This window comes from Citrobacter sp. RHBSTW-00944 (assembly GCF_013615435.1).
Lineage (GTDB): Bacteria > Pseudomonadota > Gammaproteobacteria > Enterobacterales > Enterobacteriaceae > Citrobacter > Citrobacter braakii.
Genome location: NZ_CP055418.1, coordinates 4,469,501 through 4,483,061 on the forward strand (window position 1 = coordinate 4,469,501; position 13,561 = coordinate 4,483,061).

At 54.2% G+C, this 13,561-nt stretch carries 13 protein-coding genes and 1 pseudogene; 4 read left to right on the forward strand and 10 right to left on the reverse strand.

What is annotated here, in order from left to right:
- The first annotated feature begins 7 nt into the window (after positions 1-7).
- A pseudogene (locus HV334_RS21670) lies at positions 8-317 on the forward strand (GIY-YIG nuclease family protein).
- Here the strand turns inward: HV334_RS21670 and HV334_RS21675 are convergent.
- Positions 304-807 (reverse strand): N-acetyltransferase, encoded by a 504-nt coding sequence (locus tag HV334_RS21675; RefSeq protein ID WP_047499702.1) that lies wholly within the window; start codon positions 805-807, stop codon positions 304-306. The pseudogene HV334_RS21670 and the gene HV334_RS21675 overlap by 14 nt on opposite strands.
- On the reverse strand, positions 801-1,325 hold the full coding sequence (locus tag HV334_RS21680; protein WP_016154660.1) for an SCP2 domain-containing protein: 525 nt from the start codon (positions 1,323-1,325) through the stop codon (positions 801-803). The genes HV334_RS21675 and HV334_RS21680 overlap by 7 nt, the downstream gene beginning before the upstream one ends.
- A 219-nt stretch (positions 1,326-1,544) precedes the next feature.
- On the opposite strand from HV334_RS21680, the gene HV334_RS21685 reads away from it, so the two are divergent.
- The 3 genes from HV334_RS21685 (at position 1,545) to HV334_RS21695 (ending at position 4,515) form a co-directional block, all read left to right on the forward strand.
- Positions 1,545-2,540, forward strand: coding sequence for a peptidase U32 family protein (locus HV334_RS21685; RefSeq protein WP_016154661.1), 996 nt, complete (start codon positions 1,545-1,547; stop codon positions 2,538-2,540).
- A gap of 8 nt (positions 2,541-2,548) precedes the next feature.
- Positions 2,549-3,427, forward strand: coding sequence for a U32 family peptidase (locus tag HV334_RS21690; RefSeq protein ID WP_019077776.1), 879 nt, complete (start codon positions 2,549-2,551; stop codon positions 3,425-3,427).
- A gap of 80 nt (positions 3,428-3,507) precedes the next feature.
- On the forward strand, positions 3,508-4,515 hold the full coding sequence (locus HV334_RS21695; RefSeq protein ID WP_016154663.1) for an LLM class flavin-dependent oxidoreductase: 1,008 nt from the start codon (positions 3,508-3,510) through the stop codon (positions 4,513-4,515).
- Between the two features lie 89 nt (positions 4,516-4,604).
- Here HV334_RS21695 and mtr read toward each other — a convergent pair whose 3' ends face one another.
- From mtr to rbfA, 8 genes are all read right to left on the reverse strand, one after another.
- Positions 4,605-5,849, reverse strand: coding sequence for a tryptophan permease (gene mtr, locus HV334_RS21700; protein ID WP_181220891.1), 1,245 nt, complete (start codon positions 5,847-5,849; stop codon positions 4,605-4,607).
- A 153-nt stretch (positions 5,850-6,002) separates the two neighbouring features.
- Positions 6,003-7,934 (reverse strand): DEAD/DEAH family ATP-dependent RNA helicase, encoded by a 1,932-nt coding sequence (locus HV334_RS21705; protein ID WP_047413955.1) that lies wholly within the window; start codon positions 7,932-7,934, stop codon positions 6,003-6,005.
- Positions 7,927-8,007 (reverse strand): protein YrbN, encoded by an 81-nt coding sequence (gene yrbN / locus HV334_RS21710; RefSeq protein ID WP_010723222.1) that lies wholly within the window; start codon positions 8,005-8,007, stop codon positions 7,927-7,929. Before yrbN ends, HV334_RS21705 begins: the two co-directional genes overlap by 8 nt.
- A 106-nt stretch (positions 8,008-8,113) precedes the next feature.
- The gene (nlpI, locus tag HV334_RS21715; protein ID WP_003024982.1) at positions 8,114-8,998 is read right to left on the reverse strand and encodes a lipoprotein NlpI; all 885 of its coding nucleotides are present in this window, start codon (positions 8,996-8,998) and stop codon (positions 8,114-8,116) included.
- Between the two features lie 109 nt (positions 8,999-9,107).
- Positions 9,108-11,240: a polyribonucleotide nucleotidyltransferase gene (gene pnp / locus HV334_RS21720; protein WP_008785911.1), complete on the reverse strand. Its 2,133-nt coding sequence runs from the start codon at positions 11,238-11,240 to the stop codon at positions 9,108-9,110.
- A 249-nt stretch (positions 11,241-11,489) separates the two neighbouring features.
- A complete protein-coding gene (gene rpsO, locus HV334_RS21725) occupies positions 11,490-11,759 on the reverse strand; it encodes a 30S ribosomal protein S15 (protein ID WP_000059465.1) in 270 nt (89 codons plus the stop codon).
- A 272-nt stretch (positions 11,760-12,031) separates the two neighbouring features.
- Entirely contained in the window at positions 12,032-12,976 is a 945-nt protein-coding gene (gene truB, locus HV334_RS21730) for a tRNA pseudouridine(55) synthase TruB (protein WP_047358518.1), read from the reverse strand.
- Entirely contained in the window at positions 12,976-13,380 is a 405-nt protein-coding gene (rbfA, locus tag HV334_RS21735) for a 30S ribosome-binding factor RbfA (protein ID WP_003024988.1), read from the reverse strand. The genes truB and rbfA overlap by 1 nt, the downstream gene beginning before the upstream one ends.
- Positions 13,381-13,561 lie beyond the last annotated feature (181 nt).

Sequence of the window (13,561 nt, forward strand, 5' to 3'; positions counted from 1 at the left end):
CACGTCGATGGTGACAATGACACCCTGGTATCTGTACCTGATCCGTACTGCGGACAACGCCTTATACACCGGAATAACCACCGATGTGCAGCGCCGCTATAAGCAGCATCAAAGTGGGAAAGGCGCGAAGGCGCTGCGCGGAAAGGGGGAACTCACGTTGGCATTTGCGGCTCAGGTCGGCGACCGTTCGCTGGCCCTGCGCTTAGAATATCGCGTCAAACAGCTTACAAAGCGGCAGAAAGAGCGCCTTGTTGAAGGCGAAGGGCTTGAGGCACTACTGAGCAGCCTGCAAACCCCCGGCGCTTAAAAACGATTGAAGTAGTCGTGGTATTCCACAAGGCCCGTCACACCCTCCAGCGCATCGTCCGCCAGGCGATGAACCTGGAACGCGCTTTCGGTACCCGGCCAGCGGCAACGCAGGTCATGATGGGCAGCCAGCTCAAAACCAAAGCGGCTGTACAGCGCCGGATCGCCCAGCGTAACCACCGCGGCGTAACCAAACTCGTTCAGGGAATCGAGTCCTTCATAGACCAGCTGACGCGCCAGGCCCTGTCCACGGTATTTTTCATCCACCGCGAGCGGCGCCATGCCGACCCATTGCAGGTCTTCGCCCTGGACATCGACAGGGCTGAACGCGACGTAACCCACTACCTGACCTTCGTCATCGGTAGCAACCAGACCCAGCGTTATGAAACCGTCTTCACGCAGGTCGTGCACTAATTTCGCTTCCGCATCGCTCTCAAATGAACGACGCAGCAATGCATCAATACCTGGGGCATCAATGGGAATTTCAACTCGAATCAGCATGGCTCACCTACCGAAGTCTGTTTGGTTTCTGGCGACGTTTTCATTCCCGCCTCAACAAAATCCGCCAACTGCATCAGCATGACGCGCAACGCTTTAGGCATCTGATCCAGTTCGATGGCGTCCATCAGATTTTTTACATACAGCCCTAATTCTGTATCACCTTCAATCACCAGGCGACGCTGGAAGAACAGCGTATCCGGATCCTGCTTACGCGCCGCGATCATCAGGAGATCGCTGGCATCCGCGCTAAAACTCACATCCGCCTCTGCATTCTGGCTGACGATAAGTTTATCGTTCTCAACAGAGGTATACCATTTAAGGCCAATGTCACGCACATGAATGCTCAGCCAGCGACCGTCGAGAAACTCCAGCTCCCCATCGGCCAGCGCCTGACTAAACTGCCAGCTCAGGACCTGCTCCAGAACCTGGCGCTTCAGCGCAAAGGGCGTCAGTTTAACCGGTACACTCATCAGAGAAGGACCAAAATGTACTAAGCGTGAACGCAGTTTATCCAACACGAGCTTTACTCCCTGTTTCAATTATCCTGCTATTTTGCCATATCAAATAAACGACATAGCGGCATAAATCAACAATTCGCTACGAAATTGTTACCTCTTATTGGTATCACCAATACGACTTTAACTGCCTCAAATCAAAAATTGTCTCAGCAAGGTTAACTAAAATCCCTCTTCGTTAACATTTCTGCGCCCTTTACGGCGCAACGTTCAGGATAAATTATGGAGCTGCTCTGCCCTGCCGGAAACCTCCCGGCGCTTAAGGCGGCCATCGAGAACGGCGCTGATGCGGTCTACATCGGGCTGAAAGATGATACCAACGCCCGTCATTTCGCCGGCCTTAATTTTACCGAGAAAAAATTGCAGGAAGCGGTGAGTTTTGTCCATCAGCACCGCCGTAAGCTGCACATCGCGATTAACACCTTTGCGCATCCGGATGGTTACGCGCGCTGGCAACGTGCCGTAGATATGGCGGCGCAACTGGGTGCGGATGCGCTGATCCTCGCCGACCTCGCCATGCTTGAGTATGCCGCAGAGCGCTACCCGCATATTGAGCGTCATGTCTCTGTTCAGGCATCTGCAACCAATGAAGAGGCGATTAATTTCTATCATCGCAACTTTGATGTCGCCCGCGTGGTACTGCCGCGCGTACTGTCTATTCACCAGGTGAAGCAGCTCGCTCGCGTCACGCCAGTTCCCCTGGAAGTGTTCGCCTTTGGCAGTCTGTGCATTATGGCGGAAGGTCGCTGCTATCTTTCATCCTATCTGACGGGCGAGTCTCCTAATACGGTTGGCGCCTGCTCTCCTGCCCGTTTTGTTCGCTGGCAGCAGACCCAACAAGGGCTGGAATCCCGTCTTAATGAAGTGCTGATCGACCGTTATCAGGACGGAGAAAACGCCGGTTATCCGACGCTGTGTAAAGGCCGCTATCTGGTTGATGGCGAGCGCTATCATGCGCTGGAAGAACCCACCAGCCTGAATACGCTGGAGCTGCTGCCAGAACTGCTGGCGGCCAATATTGCCTCGGTGAAAATCGAAGGGCGTCAGCGTAGCCCGGCCTACGTCAGCCAGGTGGCGAAAGTGTGGCGCCAGGCGATCGACCGCTGTATGGCCGACCCGCAAAACTACGCCCCACAGGCCGCGTGGATGGAAACGCTCGGTTCAATGTCCGAAGGCACGCAGACCACGCTTGGCGCGTATCACCGTAAATGGCAGTGAGAGAAGCAATGAAATATTCCTTAGGGCCGGTGCTGTGGTACTGGCCGAAAGAAACGCTGGAAGATTTTTATCAGCAGGCCGCCACCAGCCAGGCCGACGTTATCTATCTTGGCGAAGCGGTGTGCAGTAAACGCCGCGCTACCAAAGTAGGCGACTGGATCGATATGGCGAAATCGCTCGCTGGCAGCGGTAAACAGGTGGTGCTGTCAACGCTGGCGCTGGTGCAGGCCTCCTCTGAGCTGGGAGAACTGAAGCGCTATGTCGAAAACGGCGACTTCCTGCTGGAAGCCAGCGATCTCGGCGTGGTAAACATGTGCGCCGAGCGTAAGCTGCCGTTTGTCGCCGGGCATGCGCTCAACTGCTACAACGCGGTAACCCTGCGTTTGCTGCTCAGGCAGGGCATGGTGCGCTGGTGTATGCCGGTAGAACTGTCCCGTGACTGGCTGGTCAATCTGCTCAACCAGTGTGAAGAGCTGGGTATTCGCAATCAGTTTGAAGTAGAGGTACTGAGCTACGGGCATCTGCCGCTGGCGTACTCTGCCCGCTGCTTTACCGCACGCTCTGAAGACCGTCCAAAAGACGAGTGTGAAACCTGCTGCATCAAATACCCGAATGGGCGCGATGTGCTGTCGCAGGAGAATCAGCAGGTCTTTGTCCTCAACGGCATCCAGACTATGAGCGGCTATGTTTACAACCTCGGCAACGAGCTGACATCGATGCAGGGTCTGGTTGATATTGTGCGTCTGTCCCCTTCAGGCAGCGACACGTTCGCTATGCTCGATGCCTTCCGCGCCAATGAAAATGGCACTGCCCCATTACCGCTTGCTGCCCACAGCGACTGCAACGGCTACTGGAAGCGACTGGCAGGTCTTGAACTACAGCCGTGATTAATAGCTCACTTTGTTAACAACATTCGCTAATCTTTAATGCAGTATTAAAAGATTAACCGGTAACAAAGTGAGCCGTTATGACTGACAAAACTATTCCGTTCTCGGTGCTGGATCTGGCGCCGATCCCTGAAGGATCTTCGGCAAAAGAGGCCTTCACACACTCGCTTGATCTCGCTCGACTGGCCGAAAAGCGCGGCTACCACCGCTACTGGCTGGCAGAACATCACAACATGACCGGCATCGCCAGCGCGGCGACCTCTGTGCTGATTGGCTATCTGGCTGCCAATACCACCACGCTGCATCTTGGTTCTGGCGGCGTTATGCTGCCCAACCATTCGCCGCTGGTGATCGCCGAGCAGTTCGGTACCCTGAATACGCTGTATCCGGGACGAATCGATCTCGGGCTTGGCCGCGCGCCGGGTAGCGACCAACCGACCATGCGCGCGTTGCGCCGCCATATGAGTGGTGATATCGATAACTTCCCGCGCGACGTAGCTGAACTGGTGGACTGGTTCGACGCCCGCGATCCTAATCCCCATGTACGCCCGGTTCCCGGCTACGGCGAGCAGATCCCGGTCTGGTTATTAGGCTCCAGCCTGTACAGCGCACAGCTGGCAGCCCAGCTCGGCCTGCCATTTGCCTTCGCCTCGCACTTTGCTCCGGATATGTTGCATCAGGCGCTGCATCTGTATCGCACCCAGTTCAAGCCCTCAGCGCGGCTGGCAAAGCCGTATGCGATGGTGTGCATCAACATCATTGCCGCCGACAGCAACCGCGATGCCGAATTTCTTTTCACCTCAATGCAGCAGGCGTTTGTGAAACTGCGTCGTGGCGAAACCGGCCAGCTACCGCCACCGGTAGAGAATATGCATCAGCTGTGGTCCGCTTCTGAGCAGTACGGCGTACAACAGGCTCTGAGCATGTCGCTGGTTGGTGATAAGGCGAAAGTGCGACACGGTCTCGACGCCATTTTGCGTGAAACCCAGGCCGATGAAATTATGGTTAACGGCCAGATTTTTGATCATCAGGCACGGCTACATTCGTTTGACCTGGCGATGCAGGTGAAAGAAGAGTTGGTGGGGTAATCGTTGTTTTGCCCGGTGGCGCTTCGCTTACCGGGCTTACGAGACCGTATAGGCCGGATAAGGCGCAACCGCCATCCGGCACTAAAAGGTTACTGGTACACAGGCAACAAATTCACGCTCGACAGAATATGGATAACCGCGTTGCCAATACCGAATACCAGGATCAGCGCAATCATCGGCTTGCCGCCCCAGACACGGAATTTCGGGCTGCCGAAACGCTCGCGGGATTTACGGGCCAGCAGCGCCGGAACAATGGCGGCCCAGATGGTCGCGGCAAGCCCTGCATAGCCAATGGCGTACAGGAAACCGTTCGGCCACAACAGGCCACCGACAATCGGCGGGACAAACGTCAGCAATGCCGTTTTAAAACGTCCTATTGCCGAGTCATCAAAGCCAAACAGATCCGCCAAATAGTCAAACAGACCGAGCGTGACCCCGAGGAATGAACTCGCCACCGCAAAGTTGGAGAACACCACCAGCAGCAGATCCAGACTGCGGCTGTTCAGCACGCCGCTCAGCGCCTGTACCAGCACATCAATGTTACCGCCCTGCTGCGCAATACCGATAAATTCCGGACGCGGGATGTTACCCATCGTCCCCAGCAACCATACGGTATACAGCACCAGCGCCAGCAGCGTGCCGTACACCAGGCACTTAACGATGGTCTTCGGATCTTTGCCGTAGTACTTCATCAGGCTCGGGACGTTGCCGTGATAGCCGAATGAGGCCAGGCAGAACGGTAACGTCATCAGCAGGTACGGCGTATACGAAGCGTTGCTCTGCGCCACGTTAAACAGCGTAGTAGGCGTAACATGCCCCAGCAGACTGCCGAAGGTCAGGAAAAAAGTAATCACCTTCGCGCCCAGCACAATCGCCGTCATGCGGCTAACCGCTTTGGTGCTTAACCACACCACGAACGCCACCAGCAGCGCAAAACCAAGACCCGCCGCACGCGCCGGAACGTTCAGCGACATCTCCGAAAAGGTGTGATGCAGGATCGAACCACTCGCCGAGATATACGCATAGGTAAGGATATAGAGAACGAAAGCAATCGAGATGCCGTTCACAACGTTCCAGCCTTTGCCCAGCAGATCTTTCGTGATGGTGTCAAAGCTGGAACCAATGCGGTAATTGAGGTTAGCTTCAAGGATCATCAGCCCGGAGTGCAGCATGCAAAACCAGGTGAAGATCAGCGCCGCCATTGACCAGAAGAACCACGCCCCGGACATGACCACTGGCAGAGAAAACATCCCTGCGCCAATAATGGTGCCGCCGATGATCACCACGCCGCCAAGCAGCGAAGGTGACGTTTGGGTGGTGGTTAGTGTTGCCATTTAGCCATCTCTCCAGTCATTTATATTGTGACTACATTTCAATGTGCTGCACTGTACCAGTACACGAGTACAAATGAAATAAAAAAAGCCCCGATTGTTAAGATCGGGGCTGTATATTTTACTTTACGGTATTAAACCGTAATTTCGCATGGATTACGCATCACCGCCGAAACGACGACGACCAGCGGAATCATCACGACGCGGAGCAGAAGAATCGTCACGACGCGGACCGCGGTTGCCTTCACGACGTTCGCCGCTGAAACGACGACCTTCGCTACGACCGCCTTCACGACGCTCACCGCTGAAACCACGACCTTCGCCACGACCGCCTTCACGACGCTCACCGCTGAAACGGCCACCGCCACGACGCTCACCACCGGTGTGCGGAACTGCATCGCCAACCAGCTGCATGTTCATCGGCTTGTTCAGGATGCGAGTACGGGTAAAGTGCTGCAGCACGTCGCCCGGCATACCTTTCGGCAGCTCGATGGTTGAGTGGGAAGCAAACAGCTTGATGTTACCGATGTAACGGCTGCTGATATCGCCTTCGTTAGCAATCGCACCAACGATATGACGGACTTCAACACCGTCATCACGGCCCACTTCAATGCGGTACAGCTGCATATCGCCAACGTCACGACGTTCACGACGCGGACGGTCTTCACCACCACGCTCATTACGGTCACCACGCGGGCCACGATCGTTGCGGTCACGCGGACCACGATCGTCACGGTCGCGGAATTCGCGTTTCGGACGCATCGGCGCATCTGGCGGCAGGATCAGCGGACGTTCGCCCTGAGCCATTTTCAGCAGTGCTGCTGCCAGCGTTTCGATATCCAGTTCTTCTTCCGGCTGCATTTTCGCCAGCAGAGCACGGTACTGATCCAGATCGCTGCTTTCCAGCTGCTGCTGTACTTTAGCGGCGAATTTTTCCAGACGGCGTTTGCCCAGCAGGTCTGCGTTCGGCAGTTCTACTTCCGGAATAGTCAGCTTCATGGTGCGTTCGATGTTACGCAGCAGACGACGCTCACGGTTCTCAACGAACAGCAGCGCGCGACCCGCACGGCCCGCACGACCGGTACGGCCGATACGGTGAACGTAAGATTCGGAATCCATCGGGATGTCGTAGTTAACAACCAGGCTGATACGCTCAACGTCCAGGCCACGGGCCGCAACGTCGGTAGCAATCAGAATATCCAGACGGCCATCTTTCAGACGCTCCAGAGTCTGCTCACGCAGGGACTGGTTCATGTCGCCGTTCAGTGCAGCGCTGCTATAACCGCTACGCTCCAGCGCTTCTGCCACTTCCAGGGTCGCATTTTTGGTACGAACGAAGATAATCGCCGCATCAAAGTCTTCTGCTTCCAGGAAACGCACCAGCGCTTCATTTTTACGCATGCCCCAGACGGTCCAGTAGCTCTGGCTGATGTCAGGACGGGTAGTTACGCTGGACTGAATGCGTACTTCCTGCGGCTCTTTCATAAAGCGGCGGGTAATACGACGAATCGCTTCCGGCATAGTCGCGGAGAACAGAGCGGTCTGATGACCTTCCGGGATCTGCGCCATGATGGTTTCAACGTCTTCGATGAAGCCCATACGCAGCATTTCATCAGCTTCGTCCAGTACCAGACCGCTCAGTTTGGAGAGGTCCAGAGTACCGCGCTTCAGGTGGTCCAGCAGACGGCCCGGCGTACCGACAACGATCTGTGGTCCCTGACGCAGGGCACGTAATTGCACGTCATAACGTTGGCCGCCGTACAGGGCAACCACGTTCACGCCGCGCATGTGTTTAGAAAAATCCGTCATGGCTTCTGCAACCTGAACCGCCAGTTCGCGGGTCGGTGCCAGCACCAGAATCTGAGGTGCCTTCAGCTCAGGATCAAGATTGTTGAGCAGCGGTAAAGAGAACGCTGCAGTTTTGCCGCTACCCGTCTGGGCCATACCCAGAACATCGCGGCCGCCCAGCAGATGCGGAATGCACTCTGCCTGGATTGGAGATGGTTTTTCGTAACCCAGATCGGTAAGGGCTTCAAGGATAGGAGCCTTCAGGCCCAGATCTGCAAAAGTGGTTTCGAATTCAGCCATGTAGTACGTGTGCCTCAAAATTAATGGCGGCCAGTCTACATAACTCATCATGAAATTGATCTGCAATTTTCATTGAAAAGTGTGAACCGGCTCAAAGTAGGTGTATTAACGAACAACAACGCCCTCACCCGTGAAGGTGATGGCAATCAAAAAAGATTACGGGCTGATGTGTACGTCAGCTATTGCTGGTCCGATTCTGCCAGGTCATCTTGGTCCTGGCCCAGGAGCGATAATTCCAACAATGCGTATCGGTGCTCAACAAAGTTATGAACGTTGTTAGCCACCGCCAGTTTGAACAATGCCGTAGCGTTGTCCAAATCCCCCAGACTTAGGTAGTACTTACCTAAATAGAAGTTGGTTTCACTGAGATGCTCAGCGAGCGAGGTGTTATCCGTTGCGTCCGCCTTTAGGCGTTCCATCAGCGTTGCTTCGCTAATGTTGCCCAGGTAGAACTCGACAATGTTCCATCCCCATTGCTCTTTATCCGATTTCTCAAAGCGTTGCTTTAACGCTTCTTTAGCCTGCTTCTCATCGAGCTTCTGCTCGGCGAGATAAAGCCACAGACTACGGAAAGGATCATTGGGATCGTCTTGATAAAACGCTAGCAGATCATCTTGCGCTAACTTGTCGCGACCGCCGTAATACAATGCGATACCGCGATTTAAGTGCGCGTAGTTGTAAGTTGGATCAAGCTCAAGTACAGAATCAAACGCTTCATAGGCAGCATCAAAATTGCCTGCCTGCGTTAAATATATACCTAAGTAATTGAATACTTCAGGCATATCTGGTCGGATTGCCAGCGCTTGTGAAAAATCATTTCGCGCCAGTGCCCTCAGACCGAGACTATCATACAACACTCCGCGCTCATATAAAAGCTGTGCGCGTTCGTCATCGGTTAAAGCCCGACTGGCAAGAATTTGTTCCATACGTGCCAGAATCACTTCCTGCTGCAAAGTCGGTTGCAATGGTACTGCGAGGACTTCACTCTTACGCCAGGCGGAATTACTGCATCCAGCCAGCGTGAGTGCTGTCGCAACGAAACACCAGCGCAAAAAAGGCTTCATTTCCCACTCCCGAAGACAACGATTGAATGAACGTCCAGGTTCCCCGGTTGCTAACAAGGCGTCCTGCCGGGTTAAAAGCCCTCCGCTTTCACGGAGGGCAATGGCAACCTTACTCGCCCTGGCTTGCCGGAGCTTCCGGTTCGCCTGCAGGCTGAGACTGCTCAGTTGCTTCTTTAATGCTCAGACGTACACGGCCCTGGCGATCAACTTCCAGAACTTTGACCGGTACTTCCTGGCCCATCTGCAGGTAATCGGTCACTTTCTCAACGCGTTTGTCAGCGATCTGAGAGATGTGTACCAGACCTTCTTTACCGCCACCAATGGCAACGAATGCGCCAAAGTCAACGATACGGGTCACTTTACCATTGTAGATACGGCCTACTTCGATCTCTGCGGTGATCTCTTCGATACGACGGATAGCATATTTCGCTTTCTCGCCGTCGGTCGCAGCAATCTTCACAGTACCATCATCTTCGATTTCAATGGTGGTGCCGGTTTCTTCGGTCAGAGCACGGATAACAGAACCGCCTTTACCGATAACGTCTTTGATCTTGTCCGGGCTGATCTTGATGGTGTGGATACGCGGAGCGAACTGAGAAATGTCACCACGCGGTGCGTTGATCGCTTGTTCCATCACACCCAGGATGTGCAGACGCGCACCTTTAGCCTGGTTCAGAGCAACCTGCATGATCTCTTTGGTGATACCTTCAATTTTGATATCCATCTGCAGTGCAGAGATACCGTCGCGGGAACCCGCCACTTTGAAGTCCATATCGCCCAGGTGGTCTTCGTCGCCCAGGATGTCAGACAGAACAACAAAGTTGTCGCCTTCTTTCACCAGACCCATCGCGATACCCGCAACGGCAGCTTTGATCGGCACGCCTGCGTCCATCAGCGCCAGAGAAGCACCACATACGGAAGCCATGGAAGAAGAACCGTTAGATTCGGTGATTTCAGAAACCACACGTACGGTGTACGGGAATTTATCCAGTTCCGGCATCACTGCCAGTACGCCACGCTTCGCCAGACGACCGTGACCAATCTCACGACGCTTCGGAGAACCGACCATACCAGTTTCACCTACGCAGTACGGAGGGAAGTTGTAGTGGAACAGGAAGTTGTCAGTACGCTCGCCCATCAGCTCGTCAAGGTTCTGCGCATCACGAGTGGTGCCCAGGGTCGCAGTAACCAGCGCCTGAGTTTCGCCACGGGTGAACAGTGCGGAACCGTGGGTACGCGGCAGCACGCCAGTACGCACGTCCAGACCACGGATCATGTCTTTTTCACGACCATCGATGCGCGGCTCGCCTGCCAGTACACGGCTGCGAACAACATTTTTCTCGATAGCGTGCAGGATTTCACCCAGTTCGTTAGCGTCCAGGGTTTCGTCTTCAGCCACCAGAGTCGCGATGGTTTCAGATTTGATCACGTCAACCTGAGCGTAACGCTCTTGTTTGTCGGTGATACGGTAAGCATCGCTCAGGCGAGCTTCTGCCAGTGCGGCAACGCGTGCGTTCAGCGCTTCGTTGACGGCTTCTGGCTGCCAGTCCCAACGCGGTTTGCCAGCTTCTTTCGCCAGCTCGTTGATAGCCTGAATAACAACCTGCTGCTGTTCGTGGCCGAATACTACAGCGCCCAGCATCTGGTCTTCGCTCAGCAGTTCAGCTTCGGATTCAACCATCAGTACGGCAGCTTCAGTACCAGCAACAACCAGGTCCAGCTTGCTTTCTTTCAGTTCGTCCTGAGTCGGGTTCAGTACGTACTGGTCATTGATGTAACCAACACGTGCAGCACCGATCGGGCCGTTGAATGGGATGCCAGACAGAGTCAGCGCAGCAGATGCACCAATCATTGCCACTATATCCGGGTTAACCTGCGGGTTAACGGAAACAACGGTCGCGATAACCTGAACTTCGTTAACGAAGCCTTCCGGGAACAGCGGGCGAACCGGGCGGTCAATCAGACGCGCGATCAGAGTTTCGCCTTCACTCGGACGGCCTTCACGACGGAAGAAGCTACCCGGGATACGGCCAGCAGCGTAGGTACGCTCCTGATAGTTAACGGTCAGTGGGAAAAAGTCCTGGCCTGGTTTCGCTTTTTTCTGGCCAACAACGGTAACGAATACCGCAGTGTCATCCATGCTAACCATAACAGCGGCAGTCGCCTGACGCGCCATCATGCCGGTTTCCAGCGTAACGGTATGCTGACCGTACTGGAATTTACGAACGATCGGATTAAGCAAATTAATATCCTTTCTCTATTTTTTGACGGCACATTTTTTTTGCGCCATCGTTAATACCCGATCTTCTGCGCATCCTCGCGACTAATGACAACCCTAACCCATAAGCATGAGTAAAGCCTCTCATTAGCCGCGCGAACCTCTGCAACGGAAGATCATTCATAGCAACAATACATTAGTTTCCAGCGAATTGCTGCCATCTGCTGGAAAAAAGGGGCCATGAAGGCCCCCTCTTTCTGAAACTCGAAAGAATTAGCGACGCAGACCCAGACGCTCGATCAGCGCGGTGTAACGTGCAACATCTTTACGTTTCAGGTAGTCGAGCAGTTTACGACGCTGAGAAACCATGCGCAGCAGACCACGACGGCTGTGGTGATCTTTTTTGTGCTCTGCAAAGTGGCCCTGCAGGTGGTTAATCTGTGCAGTCAACAGAGCAACCTGAACATCGGTAGAACCGGTGTCGTTTGCATCACGACCAAACTCAGAAACGATTTTAGCGGTAGCTTCAGTACTTAGAGACATTTTAAAACTCCAAAGTGTTAAGAATGAAAGGATGCCGATCTCTAATTCAGCTATCCCAGTGTATACACGCCTTCTTCAAACTGACCCTGCGCTGGCTGTGTCCGCTCACCTCGGTCACTTACCTGAGTAAGCTCCTGAGGATCCTCAGACCTGCCGCCTTGATGCAGCTCGAATGATTTTGTGTACACGCCACGCAGATTGTTAAACAATTTACGCGACGTTAAGCGGCAGTATTCTACTCGCAGCGCCCTTTTATCGCAAGACAGAGAGCGCTATGCAGGATACTCAACCACCAGGCGACGAGGGGCGACACGACCTTCATCGTCCATCTCCCCCATGCCGATAAACTTGCCATCATCGCCTTCCGTCACGCGCACCAGCCCTTCCAGCGGCGCACCTGACGTCCGTACCGGGTTACCATTTTTAAAGTAAACCGACGATGTTAAAGGCAAATTAACAACAGGGTAGTCCGATGCAGGACTGTCCATTGGCATCAGCAAAGGATCAAGCAGCTGCGCCGCCGGAATGTTCTGCTGTTCGGCCTGTTCAACCAGCTCATGCAGATGTTCCAGCGTAACCATACGATCCACCGGATACTTGCTGACCGTCAGACGACGCAGATACGTTACGTGCGCGCCGCAGCCCAGCTTCTCACCGAGATCGTCAACGATGGTGCGAATATAAGTGCCTTTGGAGCAGTGAACTTCCAGCTCCAGCTCGTTACCTTCGTGGCGAATAAACAGCAGCTCATAGACGGTAATCGGGCGCGCTTCACGCGGCACTTCAATGCCCTGACGCGCATATTCGTACAGCTTTTTACCCTGGTACTTCAGCGCCGAATACATTGACGGAATCTGCTCGATATCGCCGCGGAAAGTCTCCAGCGCGCTGGCAAGCTGCTCTGCGCTGAAGGTTACCGGACGCTCCTGCACGATTTGCCCATCGGCATCGGAGGTGTCGGTACGCTGGCCCAGACGGGCAACCACACGATAGCGTTTGTCAGAATCCAGCAAATACTGGGAAAACTTAGTCGCTTCACCGAGGCAGATAGGCAGCATGCCTGTTGCCAGCGGATCCAGCGCGCCAGTATGTCCCGCGCGGTTGGCATTGTAGATGCGCTTTACTTTTTGCAGTACGTCATTGCTGGACATGCCCTGCGGCTTATCCAGCAGTAGAACACCGTGAATGTCGCGACCACGACGACGAGGACGACTCATCAGTCCTCCTTGCTGTCGTCCGCTGGGTTCACACGACGCTCATCGTCATGTTTCACCACGCTGGTCACCAGGTTGGACATGCGCATCCCTTCAACTAACGAATTGTCGTAGAAGAAGGTCAGCTCAGGCACGATACGCAAACGCATTGCTTTACCCAGCAGAGAGCGGATAAAACCAGAGGCTTCCTGCAGTGCCTTAATGCCGTTTTTCACGGCAGCTTCGTCCTGATCGTTAAGGAAAGTCACGAACACTTTAGCGTATGCCAGGTCTCGGGACATCTCAACACCCGATACGGTGGTCATCATACCAACACGCGGGTCTTTGATTTCGCGTTGCAGGATGAGTGCGATTTCTTTCTGCATCTCCTGCGCGACACGCTGTGGGCGACCAAATTCTTTCGCCATAATAAATTCTCCAGAATAAAGACAAAAAAGGGGCCATAAGCCCCTTTTTAAATTTCTTGCCGGGTGGCGCTTCGCTTCCCCAGCCTACACTTAATCATCTTCTAAGGATTTTGGGTTGCAGCAAGGCGGCAAACTCGTAAATCCCCGGAAGCATAGATAACTATGTGACCGGGGTGATCGA